Here is a 20181-nt window from a genome sequence, read left to right on the forward strand (position 1 = left end):
AAAACATGAAAAAGAAAAGAGGCCTTTTATACGGAACGGCCGCTCTGGCGGTTCTGTGTGTGGTTTATGTGGGAGTGGGTCAGTATATGAACCGCTCCCAGGAACAGGCAAAGGAGAAAAAGGGGGGAGATATAATCCATCTCACCGATCTTACCAATGTTTCCAGCCTTTCCTATGATTTTGACGGCAAGGAGCTGTCCTTTACAAAAAAGGATGGCAAATGGAACTATGACGGGGATGAACTTTTTCCGGTAAAACAGGCGGAAGTGGATGCACTTGCTTCCACGGTTTCAAAGCTTGAAGCCCTGCGGAAACTGGAAGGAGGGGACAGCTTAAGCGCCTATGGCCTGGATCAGCCTATAAGAAGGATCGCCGCAACTGCAGAAGATGGGACGAGATCCGTAATCCTCCTTGGCAATGCCGCCGGGGACGAGGATTATTATGCCGCCCTGGAGGGGCAGGATACCCCATATCTCATCAGCGCCACGTTGTACAACGAAACCAACACCGGACTAAATGATCTGATGGCCCTGGAGGAATTTCCGGCTGTTTCCGGAGCTGACATAAAAAGCATTACAATAACTAAGGCAGACTCCAGTGAACATTTTGTAAAAAAGAAGTTGGATGATAAAGATGGGTCCATTGAATGGTACAGGGACTCTGTGGATCTGCCGGACAATAAGGTTTCCGATAATTCCGGCTTAAATGTACTGGCAGATTCCTTAAGCAGCTTAAAGGTAAAAAGCTGTCCTAATTATAAGGTGCAGGAAAATGAACTGGCAGGATATGGCCTTGATCAGCCGTCTGCGGTCATTACCTATGCTTATGATAAGAACGGTTCGGAAGAAACCTTTACTTTGTCCATAGGCTCTTTAAACAGTGATTCCACCTGCTATTACACTCGTACAGAAAATTCTTCCAATATCAATGAAATAGAAAAAGCTTCCATTGATAAATGTCTGACGGTAGACAAAGGTATTTCATAAAAAAATAAACTGTACCCCGATCGTAAGAGGTAGAAAAGAGGCAAACAGCCTCTTTTTCTATATCCAGCCATCAGGGTACAGTTTATAATGACTAAAACGTATAGTCTTTTACTTCTATCTTATCTACTTCCTGGAACGGCGCCAGCGTGGATATCATCTTTACTTTGTTCTGGTAGGGATTAAAGCAATAATGAACCTCCGAAGGCTCAATGTGGATGAAGTCCCCCTGCTTTAAATGGTGGACGACTCCATCTACAACAATATTGATCTCTCCCTCCAGGATGAAGAAATCTTCCTCCATCACGTTATGATAGTGAGCGGTAAAATCCTCCCCTGGCTGGAACTGCACGACTGCAAAATTCATGCGGGGGCCTTTCATTAAATATTTTGGGCCGCTGTCCCCAAAACGGAATTCTTTTTCTGATTCATTGATGATGAACATATTTTTCTCTCCTTTTTATTCACTTATAAACCGGGCGCAATCCACATGTTTTTGGTGATTTTTCGGTCGCAGAGAACCAGCTGAGCCTGATAAAATTCTCTCCATTTCCCATAGATCTCATTATAAATCCTGTGATTTTCCATGTTTGGAATAAACTGCTTCTCTATAGTCACCAGTTCTTTTGCAGTTTCAGCAATATCATGATACATGCCAATTCCATATCCGGCCAGGATGGCGGCGCCCAGTGCTGTTGCTTCCTTTACCTTAGGAACCTTTACAGGAAGCCCCAGAACATCAGACAGGATCTGAGCCCAGAGGGAACTGTTAGCGGCTCCGCCTGCAAAAGTGATTTCTCTTGGAAGATGGCCGATGGCATCCTGGACCAGATTTAAATGTCCTTTTGTAACCAAAGCCGCATTCTCTAAAATTGCCCGGTAAAAGGTATAATGGTTATATTTCCCGGGATCAAGGCCAAAGTTGGAGAAAGTCGGTGCGGCGTGTTTCCAGTTAATAAAGTTCATCACATCGGAAAAAGTACACATCATTCCATAACACCCTGCCGGTATTTTCTCTGCTTCCTCATTCATCAAATCATAGATGTTCGTGCCTGTTTCCCCGGCAAGCTTTTTTTCTGCATGGCAGAAGCTGTCCCGATACCATCGCATGACAAGGCCCGGCTGAAAGGCAAGAGCTTCAAATTGCCAGATGCCTGGTATGGCATGACAGTTTACACGGACACGGCAGTCCGGATCCGTGTCCGGCTTGTCAGTGTTGTATTCGTACTGCCAGAAGCTGCCTCCGAATACCGCGGCTTCCCCGGCATGTACCACACCTACACCAATACTGCCTAGCTGGGCATCTCCTCCGCCAACGACGACAGGAATTCCTTCCGGCAGTCCTGTCTGGTCTTTGCAACAGGAAGTGGTTTTCCCGATTACGGTCCCGCATTCCCTTACAAGGGGAAAAATATCTGTCCGTAGCCCACACCGTCCGGCAATCTCCGGATTCCAGCAGCGGGTTTTTAAATCAAACAATCCTGTTGTTGATCCGTTGCTTGGCTCTACGGCAAGGAGTCCGGTCAGCTTAAACATAAGCCAGTCATTGAACATTCCAATGTATGCGATCCGTTTATAAATATCAGGCATTTTATTCTTTACCCAGAGAAGCCTGGGAAGGGCATCCAGGGCATATGACTGTCCTGTTTCCTGATAGAGGAGGCGTTCAAGCTCTGGGTCTCTGCGGATCAGTTGTTCTACTTCCTCATTGCTCCGGGCATCTACATTGGCGCAGGCCCAGATTTCTTTTCCTTCCTTGTCGTAAAGAACAATACCTTCTCTCATGCAGGTGGTGGAGATTGCGGCTATCTCATAAGGATCGACGGCGCTCGTGCATAAGACCCTTCGGATGCAGGAGGCGGCAAGCTCCCAGTTATGTACCCAGTCAAAATCCATACTCCCCGGATACCTGGGATCTTCCCTGTGTTCCCATTCCTCTTGAATACAAGAGATCTGATTGCCCTTGCTGTCAAAAAGTACGGCACGGATGCTGCCGGTGCCTGCATCAATGGCTAAAAGGTAATTTGATGACATATCCATTCCTCCATTCTATTTTCATATCGGTGAGTCGGGATCTTCTTCCATCAGGTTTAATGCAGTTTGTTCATCTGTGATCAGCACATTTAAATAGCCGCCTTTTAAAGAAGCACGTATGGCTTTTAATTTGCTGTCTCCTGCGGCGACTCCAATGACATTGGGCAGGGTGCGCAGGGTTGCAAGAGATGTGCTTAAAAGCCGGTCTTCAATATCGGTATGAATGGGATTTCCGTCCTGATCGATGAAATGGCTCAGGATATCACCTACGGCTCCCTGCATGGATAAATAGAGAAAGTCATTCTTTGTGAAGATCCCATTCTTGATTATGGTTGCGTCTTCTCTGATCCCTCCTATGCCTACGACTGTCATGGAAGCCAGATTCACCATGCGGGAAATTTCCTGAACGGAAGGTTCGTTCTGCATAGCGCTGCAAAGCTCCTTAGTAGAAACAACGAGCGGTGCAGGATACAGAAACAGTTTTGCATTAAATTTGCTGGAAAATGTATTTGGAAGATAATAGCTGACTCCTCCAGTTAAAGATACGGCAGACAGAGGTGCTTCCGTTATGGTGGCCAGATGATTGATAACCCGGCCAAGAGTATCTCCGTATCCAATATTGATGTATGTGTTTTCTGTAATCCGGTCACTGATGTACATAGCGGCGGCTTTGGCGATGGTATCGTTGAGGGCGGAAATACCTGGTGCAGAGGGAACTACAAATGCATCTTTTAAATTCCATCTGCGGATTAATTCCTGTTCGACTTTTAAGTGACGGCTCCGTTCCTGGGAAATCTGAAACTGGATCACTCCATCCTGCCTGGCTTTCTCCAAAAGCTTAATCACTTTCATACGGGATATTCCAAGTTTTTCAGAAATCTTTTGCTGGGTCATATTTTCTATATAATAGTACCATGCTGTTTTAATAATAAGGGAATCTTCATAATTCATTTTTAGGTCTCCTGTTCTTTATTATTCTAAACAAATGTTTCGCATTGAATAAAATGTTTCGAATTTTCTTTAGTATAACAAATGGAATTTCATATGTCAATAGTGCCGGATCAAAAAATGAAATCATGAAATTGATGTGTAATATATGATAAATAATACATAATATAACGCTTAAATTAGTTCAAAAACACCATAAATTTCTGAAAAAACTATTGACAACCTGTTTTGGGTCATGTATGATATGGGCATGAACAAAAGTTGGTGATGCGAACAAAAATATCAAGTATGATGGGTGGGAGGAAATATGAAACAATCAGAAGCAGCCCGTTTAGAACAGACACTGTTTTCTGTCAGCGGTATTGTCAAATCATTTGGCTCCAATGCTGTTTTAAAAGGCATCGATTTAAGCGTAGGAGAGGGAGAAGTACTTGCCCTGATTGGCGGTAACGGAGCGGGAAAAAGCACCTTGATGAAAATCATAATGGGTATCTACCAACCGGATGCAGGAAATGTAACGGTTGCAGGGGACATGCTTTCGGTATTCAAACCGTCTGTTGCTCTTTCAAAAGGGATTTATATGGTTCCCCAGGAACCCATGCTGTTTCCCAATATGACTGTTGAAGAGAATATCCTGATCGGTTTTAGTGAAAATACGGCTGTTCTTCGGAAGCGTCTGCGGCACATCATGGATGAGATCGGCTGGCATCTGGATACGGATCGGAAGGCAATGAGCCTTTCTATCGCAGAACAGCAGCTGGTGGAGCTTTTAAGAGGGCTTCTAAGGCAGGCTAAGCTTCTGATTTTAGATGAACCTACCAGCGCACTGACCTTTGATGAGGTAGAAAGCCTTTTCCGGATTGTAGAGGATTTAAAGAAGAAGGGCATTGGGATCATCTATATTACTCACCGTCTGGCTGAGGTATTTCAGATCGCCACTCATGTGGCAATTATGAGGGACGGCGTGATCACATTAAAGGGAAAGTCCTCGGACTTTACCAGGGAGATGCTGGTTAAGGGGCTGCTTCCTCCCAATATGGATGGGCAGCAGAGAGCTGGGGAAAAAGAATCCTGTGATCTGGATTACTCTGTACTGGAGCCGGTATTTGAACTGAAGGGATACTCCGGTTACGGATTCCGGGACATAAACCTTAAGATTTATCCGGGAGAGATTCTTGGGGTTGCAGGAGTTGTGGGAGCCGGGCGTACCGAACTCGCAGTCACGATTTTTGGTAAAGATAAGGTTCTTGGAGGGAAGGCTTTTCTGGATGGAAAAGATGTGACAGGCCTTTCTACCAGGGAGGTTTTAAAAACCGGTATCAATTATGTACCGGAGGACCGCCGCTTAAATGGCCTGTTTGGAATCAGCGATGTTGCGGCTAATACCACCTCCGCTTTGGTTCCGGGGAAATCCCTTGGGCGGATATTTTTAAATAGGAAGGCGGAGCAGCTTATCACCCGGAAATATGTGGAGGATTTCCGCATCAAGATTACGGGGCAGGATCAGATTGCGGGAAGCCTTTCTGGCGGCAATCAGCAGAAAATCGTAATTGGCCGGTCTCTGTCTACCAATCCCAAGCTGGTGATTCTGGACGAGCCAACACGTGGTATTGATGCGGCGGCACGGGGAGATGTGTATGCAATTATCCATGAACTGAAAAAGCAGGGAGTGGCGGTTATGCTGATTTCTTCTGATATGGAAGAGATTGTAGAGCTTTCAGACAGGGCAGTTGTGGTCTTTCAAGGGCGGCTTAGAGGAGAATTAGGCAGACATGAGATCACCCAGGCAAGCCTTATGGCGGCATCTTTTGGCGTGACAGAAGGAAAGCAGGTGGAAGCATGAAGAAGATTGGAAAAATCCGTGAGTTAAATAGTTTTCTGTTTCTGGCAGGATTGATTTTTCTGGTGGGCCTGGTGAATAGGAGTTTCTGGCAGCCGGCAGCCATATGGAACTGCTTTAATGACAGCGTTGTATTTACTCTTCTGTCGGCAGGAATTGCATTTGTGATCTTGACGGGAGAAATCGATGTTTCCATTGGGGCGGTGCTGGGCTTATCGGCAGCCGTGGGAGCCGCTTTCTTAAGGGATGGATATGGGGTGGTAACGGCTACGGCAGCCGCTCTTGCTATCGGTATTCTTACAGGACTGGTCAATGGAGTCGGCGTGGCGGTATTTCACATTCCCTCTCTGATTTTTACTCTGGGCGTTAACGGTGTTGTGCGGGGGATGATTTATGTATACACAAAGGGTGCCTGGGTAGAAAACCTTCCGGCTGAATTTACCAGAATGTCAAACCGCATCCTGATGGGAAACTTAACTGTTTTTTATGCGCTGGCAGTTCTTGTGGTCTTGACTGCCCATCTTATTTTGACAAAAACGAAAAAGGGAAAATATTTTATTGCAGTCGGAGATCATGCGGCTGGTGCAACCTTGGTGGGAATACCGGCAGATAAAACGAAGATTGCAGCTTATGTCCTGTGCGGAGTGTTTGCTTCCGCAGCAGGTATGGTTTATGCATCCCGCATTGGCTTTATCACGCCTACGGCAGGAAGCGGATATGAGATGAAGGCAATTGCTGCCTGCGTTCTTGGAGGTTTAAGTTTAAACGGCGGGATTGGAAGCCTGGCCGGCGCTTCCATCGGTGCGGTCATCATGTCCTCCATCAGCCGAATTCTTGTCTTTCTTGGATTTTCTTCTGATTATGACAATACGATCACAGGTGTCATGCTTCTGACCATTGTTGTAATTAATACGGTGGCACAGAACCGGGCGGCAGAGAAAAACCGCCACCGGATCCTGGCCGCCAGGACTGCAGAAAAAGGAGGAGAGAAGAAATGAAAGCTCTTATCTGGAAAAAGTGGGAATTTGTACTCTCTTTGATTTTAATTCTGGAAATCGTTGTTTTTGCATCAAAGAACAGTAAGTTCCTTATGCCGAGAGTGCTGTTTGGCAGTATGAATGACATCATTTCCATTTGTATCATTTCACTGTTTGTCACCTTTGTCATGATCACAGGAGGGATCGATATCCAGGCCGGTTCCATTGTAGGGCTTTCTTCCATTATCCTGGGAGTTGCCTGGCAGGATGGCGGAGTGAATATCTGGGTTGCTTCCCTGATCGCTATGATTGCAGCAGGGTTATGCGGCGCTCTTTCCGGCTATTTTATCGCATACTGCAGCGTGCAGCCCATGGTGGTCACTCTTGGAGGAAGTTTTCTGTACTCGGGAATTGCTCTTCTGGTGTCCAATTTGTCAGCAACAGAGAGCTACAAAGGGATCAGCGGTTTCCCGGACAGCTTTTTAAAGATCTCTAAAGTAAAGCTGTTTGGCGTCATTCCAAGTCAGGTGATCATTTTTCTTATCCTGGCAGTACTTGCTTATTTTCTTCTCCATAAAACCAGGTATGGAAGACAGGTGTTTCTGGTAGGGGTAAATCCCAATGCAGCGGAATATTCAGGTATTCATGCGAAACTCATTATTATGAGTACGTATGTTCTGTCTGGAATCAGTGCGGCTGTGGCCGGAATCGTCCTGACCTCATATCTTGGCACGGCAAAAAGCGATATTGGCTCTACTCTGACCCTTCCCATCATCACTGCAGTGGTTTTGGGCGGTACTTTAAGTACTGGAGGGAAAGGAAGCGTACCTGGTACGGCCCTCGCAGCGGTAGTCATTGGAACCTTGAGATTCGGGCTTCCCCTGTGCTTTAAGGTGAGCCAGCAGTATTTAGATATTCCAGCCGGGCTTCTTTTACTGGCAGTGGTGACAGGCAGGGCCGTCCTGAATAATCCGGCTCTCAAAGCACGTTTTCTGAAAAGAGAACGGAAGTGATTGGTAACATGAGGTGAAAACCTCATTAATATAAAACGATCAAATACATATAAGGAGGATTTTATTTATGAGAAAAGCAATGACACTTGTATTAGCTGGACTGGTGGCGGCATCGCTGACAGCTTGCGGTGGCTCAGGAAAGCCGGCTGTGGCAACTAAGGCACCTGATGGGGAAACGAAAACAGAATTAAAAGCGGAAGAGAGCAAAGACAATACCGGTTCTTCCAGTATTTCTGGAAAAACAGTTGCATTTATTCCAAAACTTACGGGAAATGCATTTTTTGAATCCGCTAATGCGGGAGCACAGAAGTATGGAAAATCCTGGGGAATTAACGTTGACTACCAGGGAAGCGCAAACGCGGCTGTGGCAGACCAGGTTCAGGTAATCAATAATGCGGTGGCAAGCGGCGTAGATGCCCTCTGTGTTTCCTCTGTAGATGCAACAGGGCTTGACTCCGCGTTAAAGGAGGCCACTGACGCGGGCTTGACCGTGGTCACATGGGATTCTGATGTTTCAGATACGGTACGTACGTTAATGGTTTCACAGGGAACTCCTGAGATGCTGGGGAAAATGCTGGTAGATATGGGAGTGGATTCTTTAACAAAGCGGGGGAAGGATGTCAAAGCTGACGCGGTGAAATACTGCTGGCATTATTCCCAGGCAACGGTAGCGGACCAGAACTCCTGGCAGGTCGCGGGAGAAGCCTATATCAAAGAGAACTTTCCGAATTGGGTGAATGTGGCTCCGAATAACTATTATTCCGAGCAGGATGCAGAAAAAGCGGTTTCTATCGGCGCTTCTATTCTGGAAGCCAACCCGGATATTGACCTGATTATCTGCAATGATTCCACAGCTCTTCCAGGCCAGTGTAAGGCAGCCCAGAACAAGGGCCTTACAAAAGAAGATGTGACCATTACCGGTTTTGCATCCCCGATGTCCATTAAGGATTACTGCAATGCGGGAGTGATTGAACAGTGGGGGCTTTGGGACTGCCAGGTACAGGGTGCCATCGGCTGCTATCTTGGCGCCTATCTGTCCGCAGGGAATCAGGTAAAGGTGGGAGACAAGATTGATATTCCGGAAATCGGTACTGTGGAAGTAATGCCCAATGACTGTCTGGTTGAGGGAGCCGCCACCGGTGAGGTAAACAATGGAGTTGTTCTCCTTCCGGAGCGTACCGTATTTAATAAAGATAATATGAACAACTATGATTTCTAACACGGATGAAACGCCAGGAGTCATGACAGCAAATAATATAGAAGCAAAAGGAGAAAGAATATGGCAGATCTGGATGGAATAAAGGTGGAACATGAATATCACACGGATGAACCGTTTGCGAACAATAGGCCTTTTTATGTAAAGGGAGCGGGTCATCTGGATTGGGGTATGAAGAAGCATTTAACGAATATCTTTGATGAGAACAGCGGAAATACGGTTATGTTCGCATTTGATCATGGATATTTCATGGGTTCTGTATCTGGTCTGGAAAGACTGGATCTAGTGGTGCCCAGGCTGCTTCCCAACATTGATGTTTTAATGGGAACAAGAGGAGCGATCAGGAGCTGTGTACCGGCAGAAGGAAGGAAAGGCATTGCATTGCGTGTTACCTCGGGTTCTTCTATGCTTGACGAGGACTTGTCCCATGAAGTTCTTGCCGTTGACATAGAGGATGTGATCCGTATGAATGCGGATTGTATGGCGGTTCAGACTTTTATCGGAGGGGATGGACAGCTTTCAAGTCTTGACAATTTATCAAAGGCAGTGAACTTGGGAATGCGCTACAGCATTCCTACCATGGGAGTTGTTGCAGTAGGAAAGCAGATGGAGCGCACGGACAGGTTCTTTAAACTGGCAACCCGTATTGTGGCGGAGTTAGGAGCCAATATTATAAAAACCTATTACTGTGAAAACTTCGAAGAAGTAGTATCTGCCTGCCCCGTTCCCATTGTGGTAGCAGGAGGCAAGAAACTTCCTGAGAATGAAGCCCTGGAGCTTGCGTACAACTCCATCAGCCAGGGTGCAAGAGGGGTCGATATGGGAAGAAATATCTTCCAGAGCCAAAACCCTGTGGAGATGAGTGCGGCTGTCCGAAAGATCGTACACGAAGGATTTACTGCTAAGGAGGCCTATGAGTTCTATCAGGATATGATTCATCAGTAAATACCGGTTTTATTTTTAGGTTAAGTACCTGTCAATTTTGGCAGGTACTTTTCTTTTATGCTGCAACAGAATCATTGTTGTGATATGCCATGGGTGCCATAACTGACAGCAAACCCTTTTAATAAAGGCGGTACGCAGTAAGGGAATTAGACAGTAAGAGAAAAAATACATATATTAATGTATAAAGAGGTAGAAAACCCTTTATGTTATGATTTCGTTTTGCACAATAGTCTTACAAGTAAAAGCCGTAATTCACGCTCTAACAGGAGAGGATTATAATGAATAAATGTAGAAATTGTAATGAAAATTGCTGCCTTGATGAAAATCGCTGCTGTAACTCAACAGGATCGCAAGGTTGCAGATGCTGCGTGGGACCAACAGGACCACAAGGCATACCAGGGCCAACCGGACCTACTGGACCAACCGGGGCAACTGGCGCTCAAGGACCGATGGGACCACAAGGACCTGTTGGACCGATGGGACCAATGGGACCACGGGGACTTATTGGCCCGACTGGATCTACTGGCCCGACTGGACCTGTTGGACCTTCTGGAGCTACCGGCCCGACCGGACCTACTGGCTCCATAGGACTTACCGGAGCAACTGGGCCGACTGGAGCAACTGGCCTCGCCGGCCCGACTGGACCTACTGGCTCCATAGGACTTACCGGAGCAACTGGGCCGACTGGTCCCGCCGGAGCTGCCGGAGGCCCAACCGGACCTACCGGAGCAACTGGCCCCATAGGGCTCACCGGAGCAACTGGACCGACTGGTCCAACCGGAGCTGCCGGAGCAACTGGCCCAACCGGACCTACCGGAGCAACTGGCCCCATAGGGCTCACCGGAGCAACTGGACCGACTGGTCCCACCGGAGCTGCCGGAGCAACTGGCCCCACCGGACCTACCGGAGCAACTGGCACCGTCGGCCCTACCGGCCCCACTGGTTCCACAGGACTTACCGGAGCAACTGGACCGACTGGTCCCACCGGTCTTACCGGAGCAACTGGCCCCACCGGACCTACCGGAGCAACTGGACCGACTGGTCCCACCGGCCTTACCGGATCCACTGGACCTACCGGATCCACCGGCCCCATAGGGCTAACCGGAGCGACTGGGCCTGCCGGGGCAACTGGACCTACCGGACCAGCAGGAACGGGCACCAATATGTCAGGAGTGATTCCCTTTGCCATTGACGATGAATATGCCGAGGTTTCCACAGATGACCTGGGCAATCCATCAATTATTCAATTTGCCGGATTTGAAGCAAATGCAATTAATTCAGGCAGGCCTACACAACTTCAAGAGGGTGATTGGGCGGCTGGAACGATTACATTTAACTTCGTTAACTATGATCAATTTTACCGTAGTTGTTTTGTTATGCCTTATGATGCAGTCGTAAAAAATATTTATGTACTATTTGGGGCTAAAATGTCACTATTTTTACCGGAGGGATCTACGCTGTTTCCGTTTGCGGCTCTTGCAGTTTTAACTTCAGATACACCGGGGCAGATGACAGGTGAGATGGTGTTTACCATACTTCAGGATACCCTGACTTATTCAGATCCGTTTATAGCACCGGCTGGAGGAGGGCAGGTTCCCAAATATACATTGGAAAGAGGTTCCCTGACAGACATCAATGCCACTATCCCGGCGGGGTCCCTTGTTGGAATTATTGTCGGTTGCAGAGCAGAAGGTGTTACTTCAGAACTATTCGTCAGGTTCTCTGTAAGCGGCGGGATTTTGCTAGAATAAGCAATAGAAAAAGGCCTGTATCCGGCCTTGCAGCATGATACAGGCCTTTTTCTGTAAAAGGAATATCCGAAGGGAGAAGGAGGGATAACCGGTTGTGATGATCAATGACGAAATTATCCGTATGATAGAGGAAGCGGCCCAGTTTCCGGTTTCTGACAGAAAGACCAATCTGTATAAGGATCTGGGGCTTGACTCCCTTTCTTTTATCCATCTTTTACTCAAGATAGAGGATACGTATTCCATTACCTTTGATATTACGGAAATGGAATCCTGTCTGGAAGTCGGCCGGATGATTGAACTGGCTGAGAAGAAAGTAAAGGAGAAAAATTAAAAAATGATTAGAGATTTGCTCATAAATCAAACAAACCTGCAAAAACAAGCGATTATTGACGGGGAAACAAGTATTACGTTTCAAGATCTAATTAAAAAAGCCGTGGCAATTCAGGTCTGCCTGCCCAGAAACCATTGGGAAAATGCCGCAATATTTTTACCGGATGGGATTGATTATATTGCTGCTCTTTTCGGGATATTCCTGTTGGGGAAAACAGCATTTCCTATAAGTGTCCGTCTGACAAAACACGAAGTAATTCCTCTGCTGGACCAGACAGACACAGATATTATCATTACTTCCATGAGATTCCAACAGTTTTTTGATGAGATAAAATCCATGGAAGTTCCTGATTTACGGGTGATTTACGTTGAGGAATGCCTGCTTAAAGAATCTATGCCTATTCTTTTCGAAAGCAGCCCAGGACCAGATGAACCAATAATCCTGTTAACAACATCTGGCTCTACAGGCAGGGTAAAAATTGTACCTCTTTCAGAGAGGAATGTTGAAACTTCCGTTTTGGGATATATAGATAAAATGTGTTTTGAGGACATGGATGAGAAGGATATCAGGTACATCCTTGCAGCTCCGTTTTCTTCTGCATACGGATTGATGATCCTATGTGCCTGTCTAATGAAAGCGTTTCCCATGGTTCTCCTTAAAGAAGACTTTACTTTGGATTCTTTTTATAAAACGGCTCAGGACAGCAGGGTGACCCACTATGAGGGTGGGGCAGCGGTTCCTCTTTTGATGGAACAGACAGCAGGCAGGCCTGTTCCTTATGATATTCATTTATTAAAATATTTCGGATTCGGAGGAAGCAAAGTTTCCGGTGCCACATTGAAAAAACTTTTAACTGCCTATCCGGGAATCCAGCTTTGGCAAGGCTACGGGATGACAGAAGCTGCTCCGTTAATTACAAAATGCTCGAAAATCAGTTTAGAGAAACTGGACTCCGTAGGAAAGGCAATAAAAGGAGTTAAAATATCCATAGAAGCTGACGGGGGGATCACGGATATTCCTCATACCAATGGAGAAATCCTTGTAAAGGGACCTAACGTGATGTCGGGATATTACAGAAATGAAGAGGAAACAAAGAAGGTATTGAAAAACGGCTATTTGTATACGGGTGATCTTGGCTATCTGGATGAGGACGGCTATTTGTATATCTGCGGGCGTAAGAAAAATGTGATTATTGTCAGAGGATTCAACGTATATCCGGAAGAAGTGGAGGCCTGTATCTTAAACAGTCTGCTTGTAAATGACTGCGTTGTTTATGGAGAAACGGATACTTTAGGAATTGAAGCCGTATGCGCAGATATCGTTCCAGCCGATCCACTAGTCTGCCAGGAAAAAATCAAGGAAGAAATCAGGGCTTACTGCAAAGTCCATTTGTCAGGATTTAAACAGCCTCGAAAAATACAAATAGTTGATGCAATCAGAAAAACTGCATCTGGAAAAAATGAAAGGAGAAGAGGGGAGCAGCTATGAATCTGATTTATTTTCAGGGATTAAACTGCTATACCAGCAGCATGATAAATGCTGCTGTTCTCATAGGTGTGGATTACCGGAATGCTTTAGCTGACTTATGGTCGGAAACAGACTTTACGTATGACCAGATCCATCATTTATATTTATCCAGAAGAATGCCTGTGAATCTGGAAGCCTTGGGAGTAAGCCTGAAATTTTTGAATTGCTGTTCCAAACAGGAAATGGAGAAAAATATATCCTGTCTTACCGTTGGACAATGGAATGTAGTTGAGATGGATGCATTTTTCATTCCGTGGGTTCCTTATTATCATACATTACACAGTTTCCATTATTTTATTGCCCGGAAGGAGGAAAAAGGGTTTTTTTCCTGTTTTGATCCTACGTATGATAAAAAGGATATGGAGATAACAGATGAAGATATGATTTCCCACGCCTCTGATATTTGCCGGATTCATAAGATTGCAGAAAAACAGTATAATATAGGAATCCGGCGGGAGGCACAGGAAATTCTGCGCACTCATCAGATAACACAGGAAAATCTCCTTGAACAAATCGGGGAATGTGCGAATGGAAAACAGAAAAATGGGGAACTGCTTGCAAAGTACATAGATGCTTTGATTAACAACCGGTATCTTTATCTTCATTATCTTCAGAACATTCCATTGTCCAGTGATAAATATGGCGGGTATTTCCATAAGGAATATTTCTTAAAGTGGACGGCAGTGAAACATGGGTTATATAAGGCTTCTTTCAGGCAGAACAACCGGGAAATCATCGGGGAAGTATGCGGGCATTTCCAGGAGCTGATCAAAGAAGAAATGGACATTGCCCGGAAAATTGAGGCATTGAGCCCAGAAGAAAATTAGAAAGAAAATCAGTCAGAGGGAACCAGATTATTGGTTCCCATTTTTTTACTTATAACCTAAATTTATAGTATCAATTCCAATCTCATATATTCTTTTCCCGAAAATTATTTTATTTTAGTTGAAAAATCCCGATAAATGTTCTATTATGAGAAGAAATATATTAGCATAGTACAGTGTCATAGAGGGAGAGGTAGAGATGAATTACAACATTGCAGTGATTCCCGGCGACGGGATCGGGCCTGAAATCATTGGAGAGGCGAGAAAGGTCCTTGATAAAGTGGGAAGTGTATACGGTCATGAGTTCCAGTATACAGAAGTATTAATGGGCGGTATTTCCATTGATGCATATGGCGTTCCCTTAACAGATGAAGCCCTTGAAACAGCGAAAAACAGTGATTCCGTTCTCCTTGGGGCAGTTGGCGGAGATGTAGGAAATTCAAGATGGTACGATGTGGCACCGAATCTGAGACCTGAAGCGGGACTGCTGGCCATCCGTAAGGGTCTTAATTTATTTGCCAATATCCGCCCTGCCTATCTGTATAAAGAACTGTCTGATGCCTGCCCTTTAAAAAGGGAGATCATCGGAGACGGGTTTGACATGGTCATTATGAGAGAGCTGACAGGAGGCCTGTATTTCGGGGAGCGGTATACCAAAGAGGTGGATGGCGTTATGACTGCCGTGGATACCCTAACCTATAATGAAAATGAGATAAGAAGAATCGCCGTTAAGGCTTTTGATATTGCCATGAAACGCCGGAAAAAAGTGACCAGCGTGGATAAGGCAAATGTGCTGGATTCCTCCAGACTTTGGAGAAACGTGGTGGAAGAGGTGGCAAAGGATTATCCGGAGGTGACGTTAACCCATATGCTGGTGGATAACTGTGCCATGCAGCTTGTCATGAACCCTGGACAGTTTGATGTGATCCTGACGGAAAATATGTTCGGCGATATCTTATCCGATGAAGCCAGCATGATAACAGGCTCCATTGGAATGCTTTCCTCGGCCAGCATGAATGAAAGCAAGTTTGGAATGTATGAACCAAGTCATGGCTCTGCCCCGGATATTGCGGGTAAAAATATTGCAAATCCCATCGCAACGGTTCTTTCCGCCGCTATGATGCTTCGCTATTCCTTTGATCTGGACAGGGAAGCGGCAGCAGTGGAGGCAGCAGTGGAACAGGTGTTGAAGGAAGGATACCGGACGGCAGACATTTATTCGGAAATGTGTAAAAAAGTCTCAACCGCAGAGATGGGAGATTTAATTGCGGAACGGATTGGAAAAGAAAAGGAGTGTGCAGCACATGAAAAGTGATTCAGTAAAAAAAGGTATGCAGCAGGCGCCTCACCGTTCCCTGTTTCACGCGCTGGGAATGACAGAGGAAGAGATGGAAAGACCTCTGATCGGTATTGTCAGTTCTTATAATGAAATCGTACCAGGCCATATGAACCTGGACAAAATAGTGGATGCCGTTAAAATGGGAGTCGCCATGGCAGGCGGTACACCGGTGATGGTTCCGGCCATTGCGGTATGTGATGGAATTGCCATGGGACACATTGGCATGAAATACTCCCTGGTTACCAGGGACTTGGTTGCAGATTCCACAGAATGCCTTGCCAGAGCCCATGCCTTTGACGCCCTGGTCATGGTACCCAACTGTGATAAGAATGTTCCTGGACTCTTAATGGCAGCAGCCCGCATTAACATACCCACAGTGTTCGTCAGTGGCGGACCAATGTTAGCAGGGCGTGTGCACGGCCATAAAACCAGCCTTTCCAGCATGTTTGAGGCGGTGGGAGCTTATACCGCAGGAAACATGACAGAAGAGGATGTGAGGGAATACGAGCAAAATGCATGCCCTACCTGTGGCTCCTGCTCTGGCATGTATACGGCCAACAGTATGAACTGTCTTACCGAGGTCCTGGGAATGGGCCTTAAAGGCAACGGAACCATTCCGGCGGTTTATTCGGAACGCCTTAAGCTGGCAAAGCATGCGGGAATGGCGGTTATGGAGATGCTTAAGAAGAATATCTGTCCCCGTGACATCATGACGGAAAAAGCTTTCCGCAATGCCCTGACCATGGATATGGCTCTGGGCTGCAGCACCAACAGCATGCTTCATCTTCCGGCCATTGCCCACGAGGCAGGATTGGATTTAAATCTGGAAATCGCAAATGAGATCAGTGCAAAGACTCCGAACCTTTGCCATCTGGCTCCGGCAGGACCCACTTATATGGAAGATTTAAATGAAGCAGGCGGCATTTATGCTGTTATGAACGAGGTCAGCAAGCTGGGACTTCTGGAATTAGAGTGTATGACTGTAACCGGAAAAACGGTTGGAGAAAATATAAAGAATTGTATAAATAAGAACCATGAAGTGATCCGGCCTGTGGAAGATCCCTACAGCCAGACCGGCGGCATAGCCATATTAAAGGGAAATCTGGCTCCTGATTCTGCAGTGGTTAAGCGCTCCGCAGTGGCGCCTGAGATGTTAAAGCATGAAGGCCCGGCAAGAGTGTTTGACTGTGAGGAGGATGCCATAGCAGCCATCAAGGACGGAAAGATCGTGGCAGGAGACGTGGTTGTTATCCGCTATGAAGGCCCCAAGGGTGGCCCAGGCATGAGGGAGATGTTAAATCCCACCTCAGCCATTGCAGGCATGGGACTTGGTTCCACGGTGGCCCTCATTACCGACGGCCGCTTCAGCGGCGCTTCCAGAGGCGCCTCCATCGGGCATGCATGTCCGGAAGCAGCAGTGGGAGGCCCCATTGCCCTGGTGGAAGAGGGAGACATCATTTCCATTGACATTGATAACCACCGGTTAGACGTAAAGGTATCTGAGGTCGAAATGGCCAGAAGAAAGGCCAGCTGGCAGCCAAGGAAACCTCAGGTGACCACAGGATACCTGGCCCGCTATGCGGCCATGGCAGCCCCGGCAAGCCGGGGAGCGATTCTTGAAATATAAAAGATAAGGAGCAGCCTATGAAAACATTGACAGGAGCAGAGATTGTAATTGAATGCCTGAAAGAGCAGGGAGTGGATACTGTTTTTGGTTATCCGGGCGGTACGATCCTGAATATATACGATGCCCTTTATAAGCATCAGGATGAGATAACCCATATCCTGACCTCCCATGAACAGGGGGCAGCCCATGCGGCGGATGGATATGCAAGAGCCACAGGCAAGACGGGCGTCTGCCTGGCTACTTCAGGACCTGGAGCAACCAACCTGGTAACCGGAATTGCAACCGCCTTCATGGATTCCATCCCAATGGTGGCAATTACGTGCAACGTGGCGATGAACCTCCTTGGACGGGATAGCTTCCAGGAGATAGATATTGCCGGTGTGACCATGCCCATCACAAAATACAACTTTATCGTTAAAGATATAACAAAGCTGGCGGATACCATCCGCCGGGCATTCCAGATCGCGCAGACCGGAAGACCGGGTCCTGTGCTGGTGGACATCACAAAGGATGTGACCGCCGGTACCTTTGAATATGAATCTCAGACTCCGGAACCTATTAAAAGGCAGGAGGATACCATAACCGAGGAGGATTTAGAGACAGCACTGCAGCTGATCCGGAAATCCCAGAAGCCGTATATTTTCGTAGGCGGAGGTGCGGTTGCAGCCAATGCCTCGGAAGAACTTTCTTCCTTTGCCCACAAGATCCAGGCCCCGGTGGCAGACAGTCTTATGGGAAAAGGAGCCTTTAACGGAACCGATGAATTGTACACCGGAATGGTAGGAATGCACGGAACCAAGACCTCTAATTTTGGAATTACTGAATGTGACTTATTGATCGTAGTGGGCGCCCGTTTCAGCGACCGGGTGACAGGAAATGCCGCCAAGTTTGCCAGGAAGGCGAAGATCCTTCAGTTTGATGTGGATCCGGCGGAGATCAATAAAAATGTCAAGACCTTTGCCAGCGTTGTGGGTGATGTAAAAGTCATCTTAAAAAAGCTGAATGCCCGTTTAGATCCCATCAACCATGAAGAATGGCTAGCTCACATTGACCGGTTGAAGGATATGTATCCTATGCGCTTTGATAAAAGCATACTGACCGGTCCTTATATCATTGAAAAGATCTATGAGATCACTCAGGGAGATGCCATCATTACAACAGAGGTAGGCCAGCATCAGATGTGGGCTGCCCAGTTCTACCAGTATAAATACCCCAGAAGCTTCCTCTCCTCCGGCGGTCTTGGAACCATGGGCTACGGCTTAGGGGCTTCTCTGGGAGCAAAGCTGGGCTGTAAGGATAAGGTGGTCATTAATGTAGCAGGAGACGGCTGCTTCCGTATGAACATGAATGAGATCGCCACAGCCACCCGCTACAATATCCCCATCATCCAGGTAGTTTTAAACAATCATGTACTGGGCATGGTCCGCCAGTGGCAGACCCTGTTCTATGGAAAACGGTATTCACATACAGTACTTAATGATCAGGTGGATTTTGTAAAGGTGGCAGAGGGATTGGGAGCCAAGGCTTACCGGGTGACCAGTAAGGACGAATTTGAGTCTGTCCTCAGAGAAGCTATAGAGTTAAACGTTCCTGTTGTTATAGATTGTCAGATTCATTGTGATGACAAGGTATTCCCGATGGTATCCCCGGGAGCGCCCATCCAGGATGCGTTTGACGCAGAAGACTTAAAGATTTAAGACAAAAGTATGAGGAGGAAGATTATGAGCAGAGTGTACAATTTTTCCGCAGGACCTGCTGTGCTGCCGGAAGAAGTCCTGAGAGAAGCCGCACAAGAGATGATGGATTACAAAGGTTGTGGTATGTCAGTCATGGAGATGAGCCACAGGTCTAAGATGTTCGAGTCCATCATCGGTGATGCAGAAGCGGATTTGAGGGATTTATTGAAGATTCCGGACAATTACAAGGTGTTGTTTTTACAGGGCGGAGCCTCCCAGCAGTTTGCTATGGTTCCCATGAACTTATTCAAGAACCGCGTGGGAGATTACATCATTACAGGTCAGTGGGCAAAGAAGGCATACCAGGAAGCGAAGCTTTTCGGTACGGCCAATGCGGTTGCGTCAAGCGCCGACAAGACCTTCAGTTATATCCCGGATGTTTCGGATCTGCCGATTTCCGATGATGCGGATTACGTTTATATCTGTGAAAATAACACGATCTACGGTACAAAGTTCAAAACATTGCCAAATACAAAAGGAAAAACACTTGTTGCTGATCTCTCCTCCTGTTTCTTATCGGAACCTGTTGACATTTCAAAATATGGCCTGATTTTTGCAGGCGCCCAGAAGAACGTAGGGCCTGCAGGCGTGGTCATCGCCATCATCCGGGAAGACTTGATCACAGAGGATGTGCTTCCGGGAACGCCTACCATGCTCCGATATAAGACTCATGCCGATGAGAAATCTCTTTATAATACACCGCCGGCTTATGGAATCTATATCTGCGGAAAGGTATTTCAGTGGTTAAAGAAGCGGGGCGGCTTAGAGGCCATGAAAGAATTAAATGAAAAGAAGGCAGCCATCCTTTATGATTACCTGGACCAGAGCCAGATGTTTACCGGTACCGTAGTAAAGAAGGACCGTTCTCTGATGAATGTTCCGTTTGTGACCGGAAATGAGGAACTGGATGCACTGTTTGTTAAGGAGTCAAAAGCGGCAGGTTTTGAAAACTTAAAAGGCCACAGAAGCGTGGGCGGTATGCGGGCCAGCATCTACAATGCCATGCCATTAGAAGGTGTGGAGAAGCTGGTTTCCTTTATGAAGGATTTTGAAGCAAAGCATGGGAAATGACCATACGGTCGGGAGAGGA

17 protein-coding genes are annotated in these 20181 nt (G+C 46.7%); 14 read left to right on the forward strand and 3 right to left on the reverse strand.

The window, feature by feature from the left end; translation table 11 throughout:
* Positions 1 to 5 precede the first annotated feature (5 nt).
* The gene (locus tag AC27IJ_RS01595) at positions 6 to 986 is read left to right on the forward strand and encodes a DUF4340 domain-containing protein (RefSeq protein ID WP_487147282.1); all 981 of its coding nucleotides are present in this window, start codon (positions 6 to 8) and stop codon (positions 984 to 986) included.
* 91 nt (positions 987 to 1077) lie between these two features.
* On the opposite strand, the gene AC27IJ_RS01600 is transcribed toward AC27IJ_RS01595, so the two are convergent.
* The 3 genes from AC27IJ_RS01600 to AC27IJ_RS01610 are packed head-to-tail and all read right to left on the reverse strand — an operon-like array spanning position 1078 to position 3968.
* Positions 1078 to 1428 (reverse strand): cupin domain-containing protein, encoded by a 351-nt coding sequence (locus AC27IJ_RS01600; protein WP_312504211.1) that lies wholly within the window; start codon positions 1426 to 1428, stop codon positions 1078 to 1080.
* 23 nt (positions 1429 to 1451) lie between these two features.
* Positions 1452 to 3017: an autoinducer-2 kinase gene (lsrK, locus tag AC27IJ_RS01605; RefSeq protein ID WP_313256649.1), complete on the reverse strand. Its 1566-nt coding sequence runs from the start codon at positions 3015 to 3017 to the stop codon at positions 1452 to 1454.
* A gap of 21 nt (positions 3018 to 3038) precedes the next feature.
* Positions 3039 to 3968, reverse strand: coding sequence for a sugar-binding transcriptional regulator (locus tag AC27IJ_RS01610; RefSeq protein ID WP_312446014.1), 930 nt, complete (start codon positions 3966 to 3968; stop codon positions 3039 to 3041).
* A 304-nt stretch (positions 3969 to 4272) separates the two neighbouring features.
* Between AC27IJ_RS01610 and AC27IJ_RS01615 the strand changes: the two genes are divergently transcribed.
* The 13 genes from AC27IJ_RS01615 to serC all read left to right on the forward strand — a co-directional run bounded on the left by AC27IJ_RS01615 (position 4273) and on the right by serC (position 20162).
* Positions 4273 to 5808 carry a sugar ABC transporter ATP-binding protein gene (locus AC27IJ_RS01615; RefSeq protein ID WP_313256650.1) on the forward strand — a complete coding sequence of 512 codons (1536 nt, stop codon included), beginning with the start codon at positions 4273 to 4275 and terminating at the stop codon, positions 5806 to 5808.
* Complete coding sequence (locus AC27IJ_RS01620; protein WP_312446020.1) at positions 5805 to 6803, forward strand: ABC transporter permease; 999 nt, start codon at positions 5805 to 5807, stop codon at positions 6801 to 6803. The genes AC27IJ_RS01615 and AC27IJ_RS01620 overlap by 4 nt, the downstream gene beginning before the upstream one ends.
* Positions 6800 to 7795: an ABC transporter permease gene (locus AC27IJ_RS01625; RefSeq protein WP_312446022.1), complete on the forward strand. Its 996-nt coding sequence runs from the start codon at positions 6800 to 6802 to the stop codon at positions 7793 to 7795. The genes AC27IJ_RS01620 and AC27IJ_RS01625 overlap by 4 nt, the downstream gene beginning before the upstream one ends.
* Before the next feature lie 67 nt (positions 7796 to 7862).
* Complete coding sequence (locus AC27IJ_RS01630; protein ID WP_487147283.1) at positions 7863 to 9014, forward strand: substrate-binding domain-containing protein; 1152 nt, start codon at positions 7863 to 7865, stop codon at positions 9012 to 9014.
* Between the two features lie 60 nt (positions 9015 to 9074).
* Complete coding sequence (gene lsrF, locus AC27IJ_RS01635; protein WP_312446025.1) at positions 9075 to 9956, forward strand: 3-hydroxy-5-phosphonooxypentane-2,4-dione thiolase; 882 nt, start codon at positions 9075 to 9077, stop codon at positions 9954 to 9956.
* Between the two features lie 278 nt (positions 9957 to 10234).
* Positions 10235 to 11707 carry a collagen-like domain-containing protein gene (locus tag AC27IJ_RS01640; RefSeq protein WP_487147284.1) on the forward strand — a complete coding sequence of 491 codons (1473 nt, stop codon included), beginning with the start codon at positions 10235 to 10237 and terminating at the stop codon, positions 11705 to 11707.
* 97 nt (positions 11708 to 11804) lie between these two features.
* On the forward strand, positions 11805 to 12038 hold the full coding sequence (locus tag AC27IJ_RS01645; RefSeq protein ID WP_312446027.1) for an acyl carrier protein: 234 nt from the start codon (positions 11805 to 11807) through the stop codon (positions 12036 to 12038).
* Between the two features lie 3 nt (positions 12039 to 12041).
* Complete coding sequence (locus tag AC27IJ_RS01650; protein ID WP_312446029.1) at positions 12042 to 13526, forward strand: class I adenylate-forming enzyme family protein; 1485 nt, start codon at positions 12042 to 12044, stop codon at positions 13524 to 13526.
* Positions 13523 to 14392: a hypothetical protein gene (locus AC27IJ_RS01655; protein WP_487147285.1), complete on the forward strand. Its 870-nt coding sequence runs from the start codon at positions 13523 to 13525 to the stop codon at positions 14390 to 14392. Before AC27IJ_RS01650 ends, AC27IJ_RS01655 begins: the two co-directional genes overlap by 4 nt.
* 196 nt (positions 14393 to 14588) lie before the next feature.
* Positions 14589 to 15704, forward strand: a complete 1116-nt coding sequence (leuB, locus tag AC27IJ_RS01660) for a 3-isopropylmalate dehydrogenase (protein WP_312446034.1) — start codon at positions 14589 to 14591, stop codon at positions 15702 to 15704.
* Complete coding sequence (ilvD, locus tag AC27IJ_RS01665) at positions 15694 to 17355, forward strand: dihydroxy-acid dehydratase (RefSeq protein WP_312446036.1); 1662 nt, start codon at positions 15694 to 15696, stop codon at positions 17353 to 17355. Before leuB ends, ilvD begins: the two co-directional genes overlap by 11 nt.
* 17 nt (positions 17356 to 17372) lie before the next feature.
* The gene (ilvB, locus tag AC27IJ_RS01670; RefSeq protein WP_312446037.1) at positions 17373 to 19052 is read left to right on the forward strand and encodes a biosynthetic-type acetolactate synthase large subunit; all 1680 of its coding nucleotides are present in this window, start codon (positions 17373 to 17375) and stop codon (positions 19050 to 19052) included.
* Positions 19053 to 19076: 24 nt separating this feature from the next.
* On the forward strand, positions 19077 to 20162 hold the full coding sequence (gene serC, locus AC27IJ_RS01675) for a 3-phosphoserine/phosphohydroxythreonine transaminase (protein WP_312446040.1): 1086 nt from the start codon (positions 19077 to 19079) through the stop codon (positions 20160 to 20162).
* Positions 20163 to 20181 lie beyond the last annotated feature (19 nt).

The organism is Lacrimispora sp. YZC11 (assembly GCF_057543815.1).

What these genes read in the sequence shown, in the direction of transcription:
- leuB (WP_312446034.1), top strand. Translation starts at nt 14,589, where the DNA reads ATGAATTACAACATTGCAGTGATTCCCGGCGACGGGATCGGGCCTGAA.
- lsrK (WP_313256649.1), bottom strand. Translation starts at nt 3,017, where the DNA reads ATGTCATCAAATTACCTTTTAGCCATTGATGCAGGCACCGGCAGCATC.
- AC27IJ_RS01620 (WP_312446020.1), top strand. Translation starts at nt 5,805, where the DNA reads ATGAAGAAGATTGGAAAAATCCGTGAGTTAAATAGTTTTCTGTTTCTG.
- lsrF (WP_312446025.1), top strand. Translation starts at nt 9,075, where the DNA reads ATGGCAGATCTGGATGGAATAAAGGTGGAACATGAATATCACACGGAT.
- AC27IJ_RS01655 (WP_487147285.1), top strand. Translation starts at nt 13,523, where the DNA reads ATGAATCTGATTTATTTTCAGGGATTAAACTGCTATACCAGCAGCATG.
- AC27IJ_RS01615 (WP_313256650.1), top strand. Translation starts at nt 4,273, where the DNA reads ATGAAACAATCAGAAGCAGCCCGTTTAGAACAGACACTGTTTTCTGTC.
- AC27IJ_RS01650 (WP_312446029.1), top strand. Translation starts at nt 12,042, where the DNA reads ATGATTAGAGATTTGCTCATAAATCAAACAAACCTGCAAAAACAAGCG.
- ilvB (WP_312446037.1), top strand. Translation starts at nt 17,373, where the DNA reads ATGAAAACATTGACAGGAGCAGAGATTGTAATTGAATGCCTGAAAGAG.
- AC27IJ_RS01610 (WP_312446014.1), bottom strand. Translation starts at nt 3,968, where the DNA reads ATGAATTATGAAGATTCCCTTATTATTAAAACAGCATGGTACTATTAT.
- AC27IJ_RS01645 (WP_312446027.1), top strand. Translation starts at nt 11,805, where the DNA reads ATGATCAATGACGAAATTATCCGTATGATAGAGGAAGCGGCCCAGTTT.
- serC (WP_312446040.1), top strand. Translation starts at nt 19,077, where the DNA reads ATGAGCAGAGTGTACAATTTTTCCGCAGGACCTGCTGTGCTGCCGGAA.
- ilvD (WP_312446036.1), top strand. Translation starts at nt 15,694, where the DNA reads ATGAAAAGTGATTCAGTAAAAAAAGGTATGCAGCAGGCGCCTCACCGT.
- AC27IJ_RS01595 (WP_487147282.1), top strand. Translation starts at nt 6, where the DNA reads ATGAAAAAGAAAAGAGGCCTTTTATACGGAACGGCCGCTCTGGCGGTT.
- AC27IJ_RS01625 (WP_312446022.1), top strand. Translation starts at nt 6,800, where the DNA reads ATGAAAGCTCTTATCTGGAAAAAGTGGGAATTTGTACTCTCTTTGATT.
- AC27IJ_RS01640 (WP_487147284.1), top strand. Translation starts at nt 10,235, where the DNA reads ATGAATAAATGTAGAAATTGTAATGAAAATTGCTGCCTTGATGAAAAT.
- AC27IJ_RS01630 (WP_487147283.1), top strand. Translation starts at nt 7,863, where the DNA reads ATGAGAAAAGCAATGACACTTGTATTAGCTGGACTGGTGGCGGCATCG.
- AC27IJ_RS01600 (WP_312504211.1), bottom strand. Translation starts at nt 1,428, where the DNA reads ATGTTCATCATCAATGAATCAGAAAAAGAATTCCGTTTTGGGGACAGC.